Origin of the sequence: Moorena sp. SIOASIH (assembly GCF_010671925.1) — a bacterium.
GTDB lineage: Bacteria > Cyanobacteriota > Cyanobacteriia > Cyanobacteriales > Coleofasciculaceae > Moorena.
In genome coordinates this window covers 347,916-365,399 of the sequence record NZ_JAAHIH010000007.1, presented here as the reverse complement: position 1 = coordinate 365,399, position 17,484 = coordinate 347,916, and the positions used below count along the sequence as shown (strand labels likewise).

15 protein-coding genes are annotated in these 17,484 nt (G+C 43.5%); 7 read left to right on the top strand and 8 right to left on the bottom strand.

The annotated features are described in order from the left end of the window. Positions 1-145 precede the first annotated feature (145 nt). On the top strand, positions 146-973 hold the full coding sequence (locus F6J90_RS37705) for an ABC transporter permease (RefSeq protein ID WP_293106287.1): 828 nt from the start codon (positions 146-148) through the stop codon (positions 971-973). 143 nt (positions 974-1,116) lie between these two features. On the opposite strand, the gene F6J90_RS37700 is transcribed toward F6J90_RS37705, so the two are convergent. From F6J90_RS37700 to F6J90_RS37685, 4 genes are all read right to left on the bottom strand, one after another. After that, positions 1,117-2,442 (bottom strand): ATP-binding protein, encoded by a 1,326-nt coding sequence (locus tag F6J90_RS37700; protein WP_293106284.1) that lies wholly within the window; start codon positions 2,440-2,442, stop codon positions 1,117-1,119. 2 nt (positions 2,443-2,444) lie between these two features. Further along, positions 2,445-2,894: a response regulator gene (locus tag F6J90_RS37695; protein WP_293106282.1), complete on the bottom strand. Its 450-nt coding sequence runs from the start codon at positions 2,892-2,894 to the stop codon at positions 2,445-2,447. A gap of 20 nt (positions 2,895-2,914) precedes the next feature. Then, positions 2,915-4,951 (bottom strand): PAS domain S-box protein, encoded by a 2,037-nt coding sequence (locus tag F6J90_RS37690; RefSeq protein ID WP_293106279.1) that lies wholly within the window; start codon positions 4,949-4,951, stop codon positions 2,915-2,917. 297 nt (positions 4,952-5,248) lie between these two features. Further along, on the bottom strand, positions 5,249-5,905 hold the full coding sequence (locus F6J90_RS37685; protein WP_293106276.1) for a hypothetical protein: 657 nt from the start codon (positions 5,903-5,905) through the stop codon (positions 5,249-5,251). Between the two features lie 538 nt (positions 5,906-6,443). Here F6J90_RS37685 and argB point away from each other — a divergent pair. Next, a complete protein-coding gene (argB, locus tag F6J90_RS37680; protein ID WP_293106273.1) occupies positions 6,444-7,337 on the top strand; it encodes an acetylglutamate kinase in 894 nt (297 codons plus the stop codon). Between the two features lie 77 nt (positions 7,338-7,414). After that, positions 7,415-7,933 carry a hypothetical protein gene (locus F6J90_RS37675; protein ID WP_293106270.1) on the top strand — a complete coding sequence of 173 codons (519 nt, stop codon included), beginning with the start codon at positions 7,415-7,417 and terminating at the stop codon, positions 7,931-7,933. 321 nt (positions 7,934-8,254) lie between these two features. Here the strand turns inward: F6J90_RS37675 and F6J90_RS37670 are convergent, their stop codons facing one another. Together F6J90_RS37670 and F6J90_RS37665 are read right to left on the bottom strand one after the other, a co-directional pair. Further along, a complete protein-coding gene (locus tag F6J90_RS37670; RefSeq protein WP_293106267.1) occupies positions 8,255-8,377 on the bottom strand; it encodes a hypothetical protein in 123 nt (40 codons plus the stop codon). A 28-nt stretch (positions 8,378-8,405) separates the two neighbouring features. Continuing rightward, the gene (locus F6J90_RS37665; RefSeq protein WP_293106264.1) at positions 8,406-8,726 is read right to left on the bottom strand and encodes a PepSY-associated TM helix domain-containing protein; all 321 of its coding nucleotides are present in this window, start codon (positions 8,724-8,726) and stop codon (positions 8,406-8,408) included. A 137-nt stretch (positions 8,727-8,863) separates the two neighbouring features. Here F6J90_RS37665 and F6J90_RS37660 point away from each other — a divergent pair, with 137 nt between their 5' ends. Both F6J90_RS37660 and F6J90_RS37655 read left to right on the top strand, forming a co-directional pair. Then, positions 8,864-9,697: a DUF3153 domain-containing protein gene (locus F6J90_RS37660; protein WP_293106261.1), complete on the top strand. Its 834-nt coding sequence runs from the start codon at positions 8,864-8,866 to the stop codon at positions 9,695-9,697. A 330-nt stretch (positions 9,698-10,027) separates the two neighbouring features. After that, on the top strand, positions 10,028-11,812 hold the full coding sequence (locus F6J90_RS37655; RefSeq protein WP_293106258.1) for a protein kinase: 1,785 nt from the start codon (positions 10,028-10,030) through the stop codon (positions 11,810-11,812). Positions 11,813-12,135: 323 nt separating this feature from the next. Here F6J90_RS37655 and secA read toward each other — a convergent pair whose 3' ends face one another. Continuing rightward, entirely contained in the window at positions 12,136-14,952 is a 2,817-nt protein-coding gene (gene secA / locus F6J90_RS37650; protein WP_293106255.1) for a preprotein translocase subunit SecA, read from the bottom strand. Between the two features lie 84 nt (positions 14,953-15,036). On the opposite strand from secA, the gene F6J90_RS37645 reads away from it, so the two are divergent. Beyond that, a complete protein-coding gene (locus tag F6J90_RS37645; protein ID WP_293106253.1) occupies positions 15,037-15,177 on the top strand; it encodes a hypothetical protein in 141 nt (46 codons plus the stop codon). Positions 15,178-15,286: 109 nt separating this feature from the next. Here the strand turns inward: F6J90_RS37645 and F6J90_RS37640 are convergent, their stop codons facing one another. Beyond that, positions 15,287-16,339, bottom strand: coding sequence for a hypothetical protein (locus F6J90_RS37640; RefSeq protein ID WP_293106250.1), 1,053 nt, complete (start codon positions 16,337-16,339; stop codon positions 15,287-15,289). 638 nt (positions 16,340-16,977) lie between these two features. On the opposite strand from F6J90_RS37640, the gene F6J90_RS37635 reads away from it, so the two are divergent. Continuing rightward, positions 16,978-17,349: a hypothetical protein gene (locus F6J90_RS37635; protein WP_293106247.1), complete on the top strand. Its 372-nt coding sequence runs from the start codon at positions 16,978-16,980 to the stop codon at positions 17,347-17,349. The last annotated feature ends 135 nt before the right edge of the window (positions 17,350-17,484 follow it).

The following is a 17,484-nucleotide window of genomic DNA, read 5'->3' as shown; positions in this document are numbered from 1 at the left end:
GCTGTGCCAACCAGGCGCGAAGAGTCGGAAAATGAGGGCAAGCCCGCCCCTAACGCACCCTACGAACTCATGCATAGAATCTTGTGGTCGTCGGTAGTAATATTCATTAATGTAAAGGAAAATTAACTTAATTTAAACCAATACTGTGAAATCCAATCTATCACTGCCCCATCAAAACACCATAAAAGGGTCCCAGTTACCGACTATAGTCACAGATAGCCTCACGGTTTTGTGGGGGGACTGGCTAAAGTTACGGGTGCGAGCCACCCAAGTCGTTGCTAGTGGGCTAATCTCCCCAGTGATCTACATATTAGCATTTGGTCTCGGCCTAGGGAGTACCTTAGATCGGACAATGACTCCCGCAGTTGGTGAATCCTACTTAGAATTTATTCTGCCAGGAATGGTGGCGCTGTCGTCTATGACCATTAGCTTTGCTGGCACCACCTTTTCCATTTGCGGTGATCGGCTATACACGAAAACCTTTGAGGAAACCTTGTTGATGCCAGTCCATCCCTTAGCCTTGCATGTCGGCAAAATGATGGCAGGGATTTTGCGGGGATTAATGACTTCTGGCTCAGTGATTTTGGTAGCAGTGCTGTTTACTGGGAAAGTATGGAGTTTTCTCAATCCCTTATTTCTGTTGTTGCTAGTGCTTAATTGTGCTGTGTTTGCCGGTTTAGGGGTGATAGTGGGATTGAATGTCAAATCCTTGGAAATGGTTGGTCTTTTCAACAACTTCTTAATTGTTCCAATGTCCTTCCTAGGTGGGACGTTTTTTGACCCAGGGACTTTACCTACAGCCCTAAAAGTGATTGTCTATCTATTGCCTCTAAGTTATACCAGCACTGGACTCCGGGCTGCTGCTTACTTACCTGTGTCCGAGTTTCCCTGGTATGCGATACCGATTCTGCTTGGGTTTGCGATCGCACTTTCTCTATTTGGTGCTCACCAATTTGCTCACCAGCAAGACTGATTAAGGACACTTACACGGTTGTCCCTATTAAGCTTTAAGCACTACGCTGATGGGCATTTAAATTGGTTTTTACCCGTTCCCTGTTCCCAAATCCGCTGTTCCCTTTGAGCAATTTAGGTATCCCAATCTAAATCCTGAACAGCTTAACCACTATGAACCTCACACCTAACACCTGAATAATGGGATGAGTGTAATGGCAATGTGACCGTAAAGGCTGTACCAACTCCCACTTCACTCTCTACACAAATCTCACCACCGTGGAGGTTGACACATTTTTTGACAATTGCTAATCCTAGTCCGGTACCAGAGATAGTACCAACATTACTACTGCGCTGGAAAGCCTCAAATAATCGTTCTTGGTCTTCTGGGGGGATGCCAATGCCAGAATCTTGGATCCGGAACATAGTACTATGATCACTCATGATCAGATCAAATTGGATATCACCCCCATCCGGTGAATACTTAATCCCATTGGAGAGCAAATTAGACAGAATTTGCCGCAATAGTTTTTCATCTAGATCAGCTTTGCAAAACCAACCCTGATTAATACAGCAGGACGTTTCCTTTGAATTATCTATACAGTTAAAGTTAATAGTCAACCCAGTCTTAGCTGTTAGTTGAAATTCTTCCACAATTTCCTTACAGAAGGCTACCAAATCCATAGGTAATGGTTTGAATTCCAATTTTCCTGCCTCAGCTTTACTGAATAGCAGTACATCACTCACTAACTTAGTCAGATGTTGAACCGTGGTTTGAATCCGCTGCAAATGACGTCGCTTTTTTTCTGAAGACCATTTATGACTATAATGTTCTAATAATTCTGCGGAAGAGAGGATGGTGGCTAGTGGGGTGCGATATTCATGAGAAACGACAGAAACAATCCGAGATTTGAGGTCATTGAGTTCTTTTTCTTTATTCAACGCCTGACGAAGTTCTTCTTCCAAGGACTTCCGATTTGAAATTTCCTGTTGCAGGTACTGATTTTTTTGCCTTAATTCATCGGTTTGTTCCGCAACCCGATTTTCTAATTCTTCATTGAGTCGTTGCAATTGCTCCTCACTTTGTCGAAGCTGCTTCATAGTATTGGCTCGCTCAATAGCATAGCGAATTGTGCGGATCAGCAATTCACTATCAATTTTGCCCTTGACTAAATAATCTTGTGCTCCTTTTCGTAATGCTTCTAGGGCGGTCACTCTATCATTAAGACCCGTTAACACCACAATGGGTAAATCCGGTACAACCCCGTGGGTTTTTGTTACCGTAATCAATCCCTGTTTATCCGGTAACGATAGGTCTAACAATACTATATCAAAATGATGTTTACTGAGGGAATCAATAGCATCTTGTAACTTTTCTACCTGCACCAGTGACCACTGAATCTCTTGGGCATCAGTTAAAATGATTTGGAGAAGATCCGCATCAGCTGGGTTATCTTCTACTAGCAGTATTTTCAGGGAATGGGTGTCCATATTTATTGATATAATGGCAGTCTAACAAGGTCTAACCAAAATTCTTCAATCCGCTTCACCATCGACATAAAATTTTCCAAATCCATGGGTTTGCAAATGTAGCAGTTAGCTTTTAGCCTGTAAGTATTGATAATATCTTGCTGAGAGTCAGATGTGGTTAATATAATAATTGGGATTGTACTTATCTGGGGGTCTTCTTTAATTTCTTGGAGAACCTCGCGACCATCTTTTTTTGGTAAATTAAGATCCAGAACAATTAAAGCTGGACGTGGGGCTTCCTGATATTTTCCCTGCTTACGGAGAAATGCGATCGCTTTAGCTCCATCATCAACCCAGTGAAACTTACTGGATAGCTTGCTATCACATAATGCCTCTAAAATGAGTTCGGCATCACTCGACGAATCTTCTACCAGCAGAATATCAATTGGTTGAGTATTTGTCATAATGTTCATGATGCCAGTTACTGAAATTTCTAGATAATGTTTAACTCATGATCAGGCTGTGGTATTGAGAAGTAAAATGTTGTGCCTACTCCTAGCTCTGACTCTACCCAAATTTTTCCCCCATGACGCTCTACAATCTTCTTACAAACTGCTAGACCAATGCCTGTGCCGGGATACTCACGGCGGGTATGCAAGCGCTGGAAAATAGTGAAGATGCGCTCAAAGTACTCAGGCTCAATACCAATACCATTATCACGAACTGAAAAGATCCATTCCTTACCCTTCAGTTCCGCTGAAATATGGACTCTGGGTAGCTCTTGGCTGCGAAACTTAATAGCATTACCGATGAGATTTTGCAGAAGTTGACTCAGTTGTATATCATCCCCCATAACTACAGGTAAGGAGTCATAGGTAACTATGGCATCGCTCTCGATAATCGTTACATTTAAATTGTCTAAAACCCGATTCAGTACTACCTCGCAGTCAGTAGCTGCTAATTTTTTACCATGGGTTCCCACCCGAGAAAAACTCAGCAGATCCTGGATTAACTGCTGCATGTTAGTAGCGCCATCTACGATGTAATGAATATACTTATCCGCTTGAGCATCCAGCTTACTCTGGTATTTTTTAGCTAAGAGTTGGGTGTAGCTACTAATCGCTCGCAGTGGTTCTTGTAAATCATGGGAAGCCACGTAAGCAAACTGTTCTAATTCACGGTTAGATCGGGATAAATCTTGATTAAGTCGTTTGAGTGCCTCTTGAGCTTCCTTACGCTCTGTAATCACCTCAGTACTCATAATAATACCGCTAATCTTCTCACTAATGTCAACCCAAGGACGGATTTCCCACTTGAGCCACTGTTGTTCACCATTAGCGCGAATAAACAAATCTTCTTCACACTCTGCTGAATCACCCTCTAAGCACCGTTGGTGTATTTTCTTCCAACCCTCAGGAGTTTCTGGAAATACGTCGTAGTAGCTTTTGCCAATGATGTTGTCATCATATATGTTGTACTCTGAGTACCAGTGGCGACTAACAAACTGGTACCTCATCTGCTGATCGAACATGGCAATAGCTGCGGGTACATATTCCAAAAATCGGTTGAGCAGCTCTAGGTTGTTACCTAATTCCGACTCAACCTGGCGTCGCTCCCTGATTTCAGCTTTTAAGACTTCATTAGCTGCTGCTAGTTGCTTTGTCCGTTCTAATACTCGTTTTTCTAACTCTTCATAGGCTTGGCTGAGGACATCGTCCTCTAGCTTGCGCTTCGTGATATCCTCTACCACGGAGACCACTCCGATGATGGTGCCATCAGACTCAATTAAGGGAGCATTGTGCCACTGGCAAAATATACTACTGCCATCTTGTGGATGGTAATTTTCGGTAATGCAGTTGTTACACTGAAAATTCAAACAGTCTTGCAGAACTCGCTGGAACTGCTCTACGGAAGATTGCGGCTTCATCAATTCATGGGCACGATGCCCAAGGGCTTCCATCTTGTTATAGCCAAAAATTTTCTCGGCTACATGGTTCCACTCCATCACTTCACCATCCAGGCTCCACTCAATGAAACCAAGGGGAGTTTGCTCTACCAGGAGGGACAAGGTTTGTTGGGATCTCACTAGTTCTTCTACGGTTTGCTTACGTTCAGCAATTTCCTTTTCCAGAGCTGTGTTAGTCGCTTCCAGTGGAGCTGGATTGGACAATGCTAAGACTTTTGGCATCAATACTACTAGTGCTATAGCGCTAGACAGAGAAAGTATGGCACTAGTGCCTTTGACTAAACCAGAGAGCCAATAATCTGGATGCCAAATTGTCCAGACCTCCAGCAAGTGACTGGTGCCACTGCACAAAACCAAGGCACTCAATAGTAATAAAATCTTCAGTAATGGCAGATCTTGGTCTTGAGACCAAAAATAGATTAGCAACAGCAGAATAGAGTAATAGGATAGGGCAATTAGCAAATCCGATCCACCATGAAGTCCAACTAATTCAGGCTTCCAGACATAGCAATGCTCGTGGGATAGATAATGACCAGAGAACATGTCTTGTAAGGTTTTGAGCATATGCCGTTGGTCAATTGGGCAACAATTTCCAGCAGCACCGATGGTAACAGCAATGGTCAGATTAACCAGCTTGGTTTCGTACCAAGTAGCAGATCTCCGACTTATCGGTTGGAGTTAATTCCCTTTTAAAGTGGAACTGGGTATCAAGAAGGTAATCACCTCCCACGACACTAAGACACACTTAGTTCTTATATTGTTAACGTTTTGACCACCCACTGTAAATCTGTGAAATTACGGAATTTAAAATTGCCCCACAACAAGTCTTTTCCCAGAGAACTTTAAATCCCAAGTTGGGAATTAGGTAGCTCGATTTATCTTTCTATCCAAAGATTGCAGCATCACCTGCCAGCATACCTGGCTGAAATAGAGAGTGATGTTCATAATACCCAATAACCGAGTGGCATCTTCTAGCATGGCTCGGGTTCCTTGTCCTGATGACAAATGGGATGAGTCCACCAAACCAGATATTACAAATAAAATTGCCGCAATCATCAGGAGTATATATGGTGTAGCTCGAATTATCCTCCAAAAAGCTAATCCATAGAGGATGGCACCTATGCCATACATAAAGTACACCGGCGCTTTGGAAATCCCTTGCTTTGCTAGTATTAAATTAATCCTGAAAACATCATCAATTAATAATATTCCAATGCCAATGGCAGAGTATAAAATAAATCGATTTATTTTTTGATTGGGCTGAATTTTGTTCAGCAAGAACCAGCACCATAAACAAATGGTTACTACTACGCACCACATTAATTCAGACACAGCTGATAAAGTGCCGATGTAGGGGCGATTGAGAAGAAAAGGATCATCAAAAAGTCCTACGACTATATAACCCCTGTCCTGAATCTTGACATAGATACTTAAAACTAAAAATAGTAGAATAATAAAGCTGTTAGACCAAAGAATATAATGATCGTGGCGGAGCTGCTTGAGAAGGATTTTCAGCATCGAGGTGAAACAGGTAAATAAGCAATTGTTTGTTGGGCTATATACTTAAGCTAACACAGGAGCTAATGGTAATCGTTCATTGCTCAGTAGTAGTGAGCGAAAATTAGTGATTACTAATTACCCATTAAGGTAAATCTAAGATAAAGCCCTGGTTGAAGGAAGCTAGTAGCCTTGTTTTCTTCTGTTAAATTAGTCTTGGGTTTTGCTTCTAAATCCGCAATTTTTTCTAAAAACTATCTGATTTCAAGATCTGGGTGAGGTAGCTCGTCCTAGGTTAATGGGAGTAGGGAGTAGGGAGTAGGGAGTAGGGAGTAGGGAGTAGGGAGTAGGGAGTGGGGAGTAGGGTCGAAAATTATACCCATATCACCATCTGACCATCTGACCCATCTATCTTTTAGGAGAAGAAAACAGCTCTACCTCTGTTCCCCTGAAGCTTTGTCTGTTGCAATTCTTAAGGAGGGTGTGATTCCATCTAGCCCTAAGCCATGAAAATGATTTAAACTGCTGTGGATGTGATTATAGATTTTAGTGATTGCCTATGCTCTATACTCAAGAGTACATTAGGGAAACTGAAGCAACCCGCGTGCGGGTACTCAGTGAAGCACTACCCTACATCCAAAAGTTTTCTGGTCGCACAGTCGTGGTTAAGTATGGTGGTGCGGCAATGAAAGACAGTAATCTCAAAGAACAGGTGATCCGGGATATCGTCTTCTTAGCTTGTGTGGGTGTACGACCAGTAGTTGTCCACGGTGGTGGTCCGGAAATTAATAGCTGGCTGGGGAAATTAGGGATTGAGCCACAATTTAAGAATGGTCTGCGGGTGACTGATGCTGCCACGATGGATGTAGTGGAGATGGTGCTGGTGGGTCGGGTGAATAAAGAGTTGGTCTCTGGGATTAACTACGCCGGTGGTAATGCTGTCGGGCTGTGTGGCAAAGATGGTAACTTATTCGTAGCACGCCCACAAGGTCAAGAGGGTATTGGCTTTGTTGGGGAAGTGAGCAGTGTGGATGTGCGGCTACTAGAGTCTTTGGTCAATAGTGGCTACATTCCAGTAGTGTCTAGCGTGGCGGCTGATGATACTGGCCAAGCTTATAATATCAACGCTGACACGGTTGCTGGTGCGATCGCAGCTGCTTTAGAAGCAGAAAAGCTGATCTTGCTGACTGATACCCCTGGGGTTTTGAAGGATCCTAAAGACCCATCTAGCCTGATTCCTCAGCTAGATATTCAACAATCACGGCAGTTGATTGACACTGGGGTAGTCTCTGGTGGGATGATTCCTAAGGTGAACTGCTGCGTGCGATCGCTTGCCCAAGGGGTACGTGCGGCTCATATTATTGATGGTCGCATTCCCCATGCCCTGCTCCTGGAAATTTTGACCGATGAAGGAATCGGTTCGATGATCGTGGCATCAGAATTTACCAACTAATAGGAAATTGTTAATTGAAAATATAAATTAATAATTAACGAATTAATTATTAGCAATTAATAATTAAAGAATGACTAATGGCTAATGAAAAATTTTCCCTAGAGTACCAGTCAGGAAAAGCCGCATTTGAACGAGGAGAGTATCGTGCTTCTATAGAGCATTTGACTACAGCCAGGAATTTGGTAAATCTATCCTCTGGGCTCGGGGGAGAGGTGCAAATGTGGTTGGTGATGGCTTATGAGGCAGCTGGGCAAAAAGCGGAAGCGATCGCACTTTGTCAACAGCTGACTAGCCATCCTGACCTAGAAACCTCCAAACAAGGCAAAGATTTACTCTATATTCTGCAAGCTCCTCAGCTTACTAGACCAGCAGAATGGATGACCAACATTCCTGACTTAGGTGCGATCACAGAAAGTGACGACCGGGAGAGTTATGTGAATTATAGGTCTTTTAGCGATCGCAAGCAGCCTAGCCTAGGCTTGGTACCAGAACCCCTAGATCCTGCTGAGATTAACACTAAGGATAATCAATTCGTCTGGCTAGCTGCTGCTTTGGTGAGTTTAACCCTGGGTGGATTGATTTGGTTTGGGCTTTGATATAGCGGTTTTCAATATGGTGAGGTACAGATTTTCTGGTTTTAGGGAACAGGGAACAGGGAACAGGGAACAGGGAAGATTAACCCAAACCTAACCCCTCCCAGGAGGAGCAGAGGGAACAGGAAAAAAAATCGGTGTACCTCATTAGGCTAAAAACCGCTATATTACCAGCAGAGACTGTTTTTTTAACTTTGCTTAAATCCAAGGGTTGGGTGGGTTAGGCGGCGAGTAATGTAAGTGAGTAATGCCAAAGCTCACCTTGTCTTGATGCACATCCAAAACCACTAGCGCTTTCCATCAAGAGGTGCGACCCATGGCGAATTAAATTCGCCACGGGTCGCACCGCTCCCGACTCCCGACTCCCGACTCCCGACTCCCGACTCCCGACTCCCGACTCCCGACTCCCGACTCCCGACTCCCTCCCACTTCTAGTAAGTCCCTCACGGAATTAAAAATTGCTAGAGTCAGCTAATTAACTATCTGGGGCGGTTTTTTTATCCATCGCTTTGCTAAAAATACCTTTCTTGCTGATACTTTTCCAATACATTACTATACCTGTAACTAACATAAAAAGTAATCCTAAACCATTTAAAAGTACATAAATCGGCCTCAGTTGATCACCAAGGTATTCTCCTTCGTGAATCGCCATTAAAAAGTGCGTTTGATCTTTGGAAAGCCCAAACCAGGCTCTCCCTAATCGATAGGCTATCCCGGTGATTGCTGTGATCATGAAAGGCAGTAAGATGATTGGAGCTAAGGTACTATGCAGTTTACGTAAAGTAGGCTGATTCATAGGATTTGGGCTGGTTTATGAGATTCTATAACATGATTACAACATGCTATGGTATCAGTTTTGGGTTATATATGTAACAAATCGACCTATTGTTTCATAAATCTCTAAGGACACTAAGAAAAAAAGGAGAAGGGTTGGTGAAGTTAAATTTTGTGAGTTTAAGGCAGTTGGTTAGTGGAACTCTGGGGCATTTACGGGTTCTGGGGGTGATTGTGCTGGTATCAGTGCTACTGTCTGGTTGTGTCAAATATGATCTTGGGGTCAGGTTTGACGGTGAACACCGTGGCAAGATTGTCCACCAGATCAAGCTTGGAGAACAGCTGACAAAGTTGAGCGATGCTGAGGCGACCGAATGGCTCAGAAGTCTCGAAAGTCGGGCAAAGCAGCTTCAGGGCAAAACTCAGCGCCTCTCAGACCGAGAAATTGCGATCGCAATTCCCTTTAACAACGGCAAGGAATTAGTATCCAAGTTTGAGCAGTTTTTTAACCCAGTTGGTCACCCAGAAGATGCCCGATTAGCACCAGAGAGTGATAGTAACCCAAGTTTTAACTCTAATTTACGCCTAGATCAAAACAACTTTCTGGTGGTGCAACGAAATCACTTAAGCTATGACCTGGATTTGCGTAGCCTAGGGGTAATCAACTCTGATAACGGCAAGATTGTGGTTACTGCTGCTTCACTATTCGATTTGCAGTTTAGCCTAGAGACCCCTTGGGGAGCAAACAGTATTGAGAAATCCCCCAATGCCATTCGTCCCACGATTTACGATGATGGACATCAGCTAGTTTGGACACTGCAACCTGGTCAAATCAACCATATCGAAGTGGCATTTTGGCTACCCAGCTCCCTAGGTATTGGTATGATTATTATCATAGTGGTGGTATTAGTTGGTTTCTACTTAAAATACAAGTCTTTCCCCTGGGAAAGAACTGAAACTAATCAACCAGCAATACCATCAAATGTGATGTAGTTTAGACCAGTTAAAGTTAGACCAGTTAGAGAAACCAGTAATAGCTATTGGTTTCTTAACGACTAAGTTAATCAACATTAACTGGTAAGCATTCAGCCGTCAGCTGTCAGCCGTGAGCCAAAGGCTCACGCTACGCGAACAGCCTAATGCTTAAAATAAACCTCGAACCAAAAAATTTAAGAGTTCGAGATTTTATCAAATTGAAAGTCTGGGTAAAAGCCCATCTAAGCATTCAGCAGTAAACTATTGGCCTTTGGCCAAGCGTGCCCATAAGCTGTTCGCCTAGCGTGCCCATAGGGCATAAGCTGATAGCTGATAGCTGATAGCTGAATGCTTACGTTAACTTTCTATCAGCTTATGAATAATTGTCTAGAAATTAAAATTCATGGCTATCAAATCATCAGGGAGTTAAAGTGCAATCAAGCGGTCGGCAAAGAGACTTACCTGGCGATAAACCTCAAAACTCAACAGTATGTTGTCATTAAGCAGTTTCAGTTTATTAAAACTAACACAAACTGGTTAAATTATGACACATACGAGCGTGAAATACAAGTGCTGAAAGGATTGGAACATCCGGGTATACCCTGCTATCTAGATTCGTTCCAAACGGAAGATGGGTTTTGCCTAGTTCAGGAGTATAAACAAGCCTCATCTCTGGCCAAACCGCGAAGTTTTAGTCCTGATGAAATTAAGCGAATTGCGATTTATTTGCTGGGGATTTTTGTCTATCTCCAAAACCGTATTCCCGCAGTCATTCATCGCGATGTTAAACCAGCCAATATCTTGGTAGATGATGATCTCAATGTCTATCTGATTGATTTTGGTTTTGCTCGACTGGGGGATGGAGAAGTAGGGGTTAGTAGCCTGGTTAAAGGAACTTTAGGCTTTATGCCACCAGAGCAATTATTTCGGCGTCAACTCACCGAAGCATCAGATCTCTATAGTGTAGGTATCACATTAATTTGCTTATTGAGTAATACGAAAGCAGAGGATATTGATGATTTAGTTGATATCCACTATCACGTTAATTTTCAGCATTTAATTCCCAAGGTGAGTCCCCATTGGGTGAAGTGGTTAGAAAAAATGGTGGAACCCCAACTGGAAAACCGCTATCCCAATGCTACAGCTGCTCTAGCCGCTATACCTACTGACCCGATTTGCTTACCAAAGGTTGAATTGAGTCACACCAGTCTGGAGTTCACCGGCACTAGCTTGGGCAAAAAACTGACTCACTCGATCTCGATCAAGAATCCTATACCTGAGACAACTTTAACCGGAAAGTGGGAAGTTGCGCCCCATCTTAACGATCCACCTCATACTCCCGATTACCATAGCTGGATTTCTTTTGAGCCAGCTACCTTTGAAGGGAATGAAGTTGAGTGCAAAATCACCATTGATACTGGAAAGTTGATGGCGGATAAAACTTACCACAGAAAAGTTTTACTGCACACAAATTCTTCCCCTAAGACTTATTCGTTAGATATTAATCTCAAAACTGCTCCTATCCCAATTACTCGGAAAAAACTCCCCTACGCTTACCTAGCCCTATTGTTACTATTTGCTGTAGCTGTCGATTGGATTATAGCCTCTAGTCTGCTGATCTACGGAACTCTAATGGGAATTAGTGCGACACCTGGTTTTAGCACCTTAGCTGGGGCAGCGGTAGGTTTGGAATTGGCAGCTTGGTTAACTGCAACAGGTGGTCGTACCTCAGGGGCAATGGCGGGAGCAACGGCTGGTATTTTAGTTGGTATTCTTACCTGGGTAACGGCTTTGACTGGATTGGTAGCAACAGGAGAAGCTACAACAGTGGTTGGGGCTGTCGCTGGACTAGTGGCTGGATTGATGAGTGGGGTAGCAATCGGTTTTGTAGTAGAAAAGTTTATGGATAGGGGATTGACTAGGAATTTTTCGATCTGGCTGTCACTGGTGAGTACAGCTTTTGGGAGTAGTTTGGGTCTAATTTTTATCCTGGGATTGCTTGATCCATTGGTACCAGTGGCTGTGGTAATAACCGGTATCCCCTTAGTCGCAATGATTACTTATATTCCTTTGCAACGAGCTAGAAAGATTGCTGAGTATCGTCAGGCAGAACGGAAGTTGATTAGACCATAGAATTAAGAATTAAGAATTAAGAATTAAGAATTAAGAATTAAGAATTAAGAATTAAGAAAGAATTAAGAAAGAATTAAGAATTAAGAATTAAGAAAGAATTAAGAAAGAATTAAGAAAGAATTAAGAATTTCAAATTCTACATTCTACATTCTACATTCTACATTCTTAATTCTACATTCTACATTCTACATTCTTAATTCTGCATTCTACATTCTTAATTCTGCATTCTACATTCTACATTCTACATTCTACATTTTACATTCTTAATTCTGCATTCTTAATTCTGCATTCTACATTCTACATTCTTAATTCTACATAAGGCATTACACTGCTTGTGGTTGCATTTGTGGCTGGAACTGGAACAGGGAGTAGACCACATTGCGGCGGATATCGATCATCATTTCCAAGAACATCTCATAGCCTTCCTGCTTATACTCAATCAGGGGGTCTTTTTGGCCATAACCTCGTAATCCCACTGACTCCCGCAGGGCATCCATGGATTGTAAATGCTCTCGCCAGAGGTTATCGATTTGATTCAAGATAAAGAATCGCTCAGCTTGCCGCATTAGTCCTGGCTGGATTTGATCGACTTGAGCTTCCTTGATATCATAGGCTTTGCGGACTTCTTCATGGAGGAAGGTTTTGATTTCCCCAACCGTCATATCTTCTAGATGCTGTGGTTCTAGATCTTGCAGTAAGTAGACAAATTCTTTGACCTTTCCTACCAAGCTCTCTAAATCCCACTCTTCTGGTGGTAACTCTGGGTTAACGTAGGCGTCTACAATATCACTCATGGTCTTTTCGGCATACTGGATGACTTGTTCTTTGAGGTCTAGTCCTTCCAGCACTCGCCGTCTTTCTGCGTAAATTGCCCGCCGTTGGTTGTTCATTACCTCGTCATACTCAAATACCTGCTTCCGGGTATCGTAGTAGAAGGTTTCCACTTTTTTCTGGGCATTTTCTAAGGAGCTGGTGAGCATCCCGGATTCGATGGGCATATCTTCCTCAACCCGGAACATATCCATCATCCTTGCTACGCGATCGCCTCCGAATATCCGCAGGAGATTGTCTTCCAAACTTAGGAAAAATCGGGTAGAACCGGGGTCACCTTGCCGTCCAGCTCGTCCTCTGAGCTGGTTATCAATACGGCGGGATTCATGACGTTCAGTACCAACAACGTGCAGGCCACCTTTTTCTACCACTTCATCATGTTCTCGGGTGGTGAATGCGTCATATTCCCCTCGAATTGCTTTATAAACTTCCCGCAGCTTTTGAATAACTGCGTCATTGGTGGGAGCATTTTCTGAAGCGATCGCTAATTTCTCTTCTGCTTCTAGTTCCGGTAAACTCTGCTGTCCATACTGTTCAACTGCAAAATTTACTGCCTCTTTTAGGATTTGTTCGGTTTCCCGGGACAATTTGGTAGGGAAAATCTGAGGGCTAACCTTCCAGCTTTTCTGTTTCTTTCCTGGAGCAAACCCAACAGCGTCCGATTTAGGCTTGGCAGTAGTTACCGCTATGGGGGAAAAGGCTTCGTCTTCCTCGGGCTGCACTATTTTGGGCATAAAATATTCCCGTAGCTTCAGCCGTGCCATGAAGTCAGCATTACCTCCCAAAATAATATCTGTTCCTCGCCCGGCCATGTTGGTGGAAATAGTCAAGGCTCCTTTCCGTCCTGCCTGAGCCACAATTTCTGATTCCCGCTCCACATTTTCGGGTTTAGCATTGAGCAGGTTATGGGGTACGCCCTTTTCGGCTAACAGACCCGACAACAACTCGGATTTTTCTACACTGGTGGTTCCCACTAGTACCGGACGTCCTTGTTCATGGAGTTCAGCACATTCTTCTGCTACTGCCCTCCACTTAGCTGGCTCTGTCTTGTAAACCACATCGGAAACGTCTTGACGTTTAGAGGGTTTGTTAGTGGGAATAATGGTAACTTGCAAGTTGTAGATTTTTTCAAATTCTGCTTCTTCTGTTTTCGCAGTACCTGTCATACCAGCGAGTTTGGGATAGAGCAAGAAGAAATTCTGATAGGTAATGGTTGCCAGGGTTTGGGTTTCATTTTGAATGTCTACCCGTTCCTTGGCTTCTATGGCTTGGTGTAGACCATCACTCCACCGGCGTCCTGCCAAAACTCGGCCAGTGAACTCGTCTACAATCACTACTTCCCCATTCCGCACGATATAGTTGACATCTTTCTGAAACAGTTCCTTAGCCTTGAGGGCATTGGAAATATAATGAGCCCAAGGGTCTTTGGGGTCGTACAAATCTTTAACCCCTAGAAGTTGCTCTGCTTCGATAAACCCTTCATCGGTCATCAAGATGTTACGGGCTTTTTCATCAACTTCGTAGTGTCCTAGTTGTTCAGGATTGTCTGGATCTTCTGGATAGAGCATGCGGGCAATTTCTGCTGCCTTAATGTACTTCTCAGTCGGTCGCTCCACTTGCCCAGAAATAATCAGTGGGGTTCGGGCCTCATCAATCAGTACTGAGTCTACTTCGTCAATGATGCAATAATTAAATGGACGTTGCACCACATCTGACATTGCTGTGGCCATGTTGTCCCGGAGATAGTCAAAGCCTAATTCACTGTTGGTGCTATAGGTTATATCACAGGCATAGTTCTTTTGCCGCTCGACCGGGGACATTCCCGATTGAATCAGCCCGACACTCAGACCTAGGAAGCGATGAACTTGTCCCATCCATTCCGCGTCCCGACGGGCTAAGTAGTCGTTAACGGTTACAATGTGAACCCCTTTACTATCGATGGCATTGAGATAAGCTGGTAGAGTAGCCACCAGGGTTTTTCCTTCACCAGTTTTCATCTCTGCGATTTGCCCTTTGTGCAGGACAATGCCACCCATGACTTGGACATCATAGTGACGCATACCCAGCACTCGCTTTCCTGCTTCCCTCACTACAGCAAAGGCTTCTGGCAGAATTTGATCAAGAATTTCATCACGCTCTTGAGTAGTGTTGGCTTTCTCCAGCTGCTGTTTAAACTCTGCGGTTTTGCCTCTGAGTTGTTCATCCGATAGGTGCTGGATGTCTTCTTCGAGGAGGTTAACTTCTACAACATCAGGTTGGTACCGTTTGAGTTTACGTGCGTTGGGATCACCAATTAGTCTCTTAAGCATAGTCAGCAGAGGGAGATGTATAGTTGTGGGATGTATAGTTGTGCGTTTAGGGACACTTTTATAGATATCCTACCAAAGTCTTGTGTGAAAAGATGGGAATTATTTGTCAATAAAAATGAAAGTGTGGGAAGGGTGGGGAGGGTGGGAGGTGTGGGGAGATGGGGAGATGGGGAGATGGGGAGATTTTTATTCAGGTTAATTAGTCTGACTCTAATAGATAATTGAGTACTAACCCAACTATACCTTATTCTCTGGCTTGATTGTCTGGCTTACTCTAGCGATTATCTCATCATTCCATCATCCCATCATCTCATTATCTCATCATTCGTCTAATTCAGTCACTTTTCCAAGGAGAAATTAAAACAATTAATCGCCGTAATAGGTAAGTAATCATTCTTTTTGAAAGGTATGGTGTCAGGGATTTTAATCCTTCTCGGTGGGCTTTTCTGAGGTAAAAGACAATTCCTCTGAAAAAATCCTGCCAGCGTCTGCCCCAGTATTCTTTCTGAATTCCCCCTGGATCAAGACGTATATTGTAGGCATTGTAATTATATATATTTAATGAATTGAGTTGAGTTAGACCTTCTTGAGCGGCAAACTGTTCATAAGTGATGCCATTGTTCCGAAACTGGGGATTAGTATCGGGATAAATCCATTCCCATACCATCCAATCTTGACTAGCAAACAAGAATTCTGCACAGTTTTTCGTTACCTGAGCATATTTCAGTCTAATCCCAATCGGAATTTCCGCCCAAGGACCATGCTGCCAGACGAAATCTGGGTCAAAAAACGCTTTAAATGCCAGGTCTTTGCCATTAATTCTCAGGCGAGCTACCCGACCAACCATGCCAGCTCCAGCTATTTCTACCTCAACTTTCATTCCCCCTCTAGATAGCATTTCAGGGTGAATTGGAGCTGGTTGTTTAGGCAAATCTTGGGAGGGCAAATCCTGGGATAGCATGGCCTTGGGATATAACCCCTTGGGGTTGACCTCTAATTTTTTCCTATAAGGCTTCGCCTCTACAACAGATTTTGGAGTGTGCTGACATACTCTGGTTTTTTTGACTAAAACAACTGTCTTGTTTACCCTACCTAATCTAAGCCGCACTCTTTTTAGGTAGAGTGTGACTCGGTGTCCTTCTGAGGAGGTACTACTTACATACTTGGCTAATTTGTCTAAAAATTGTCTTAACTCTTTGATGGTAATCCCGTTAGTTACATCCAGTAACTCGGAAGGTGGTGGATAAAAGTATAGCTTTTTTTGACCAGTTGATTTGATCACCTGTTGGCAGAGGGCATGAAATTTCCTGGGAGACATCAGTTTTTGCTGAGCCTGACGGATAATTGATGCGACGAGTGATTCCTCCCAGTGCTGGTAATCTGCCATGGTTTTATCCTTTTTCTGCCAAATTGATTATTATCTACTGTTTTAACCATCTTTTAGATCTAAACTTCACACTTCTTAACTTTTTGGTTGAGGGTTGAGGGTTAGTGCTCAGTCATCAACAAAAAGCGATGTTCCTTTGTAAGCATTAAGCGGTCAGCGGTCAGCGGTCAGCCATCAGCCATTGGCGTAACCTGCCCATAGGCCAAGGCTCAAGCTACGGAAACAGCAGACTTAACTCAGCATTATTCGAATGCTTACCTCTTTTATTCAAAATGCTTTCCTCATCAATAAGAATGTGCATAGCCCATGAGCTGTTCGGTGTAGCGTGCGCGTAGCGCATTAGCTGATACGCGACACGCTGATAGCTGAATGCTTACGTTCCTTTGGAACCGGATAAAAATACCACCAGAGAGGGGGGTGTGGGAACATTCTTTTAGCTAAGCTACGTCTATTTCGTCTATCTGTGTAAGTATTGAGCGATCAGTTATCAGCTATCAAGGATGGACTTTAGTTCGACAAAAACACCTGACTAAAAAGGTGTCACAAACCTGACTAAACGCCTTTAGCTGATAGCTGACGCTTTTACCTAATCTATCGTTAGCTGAAATAGCATTGCTCTTCCACAGGAGGTCAGCAAGATGAAATTCTCAATTGTGATTCTCACAGGACTGATCGCTCTAGTCCCTCTGGCTCCAGTTAACGCTGAAAGTCGCATCGTTGTTGGGGATAGTAACCTAGACGTTGTCATCTCTTCATTCGGGCGTAAACACAGGAATCGTTCACGCCGCAGGCATCGGCGAATCTATTATCCCAGGCGTGGGCGTGGGCGGGTGCGCATCTATTCTCCTAGGCGTGGACGGGTGCGCATCTATTCTCCTAGGCGTGGGCGTGGGCGAGTCTATTCTCCCAGGCGCAGGGACGATGAAATATACTATCGTAATCGTAGGGGAGTAAGAATCTATTCTCCCAGGCGCAGGCATGATGGGATTTTTTATCGTTACTATCGGTAGTTAACTATGTAAGCATTCAGCTATCAGCGGTCAGCGGTCAGCGGTAAACTTTGTGGCACAGGCTTCGACCGTAGGACTTCACTCAGATTAAACAAATGGTTACCTGTTTTCTTCAAAAGCTGTTTGGGTAGCGTG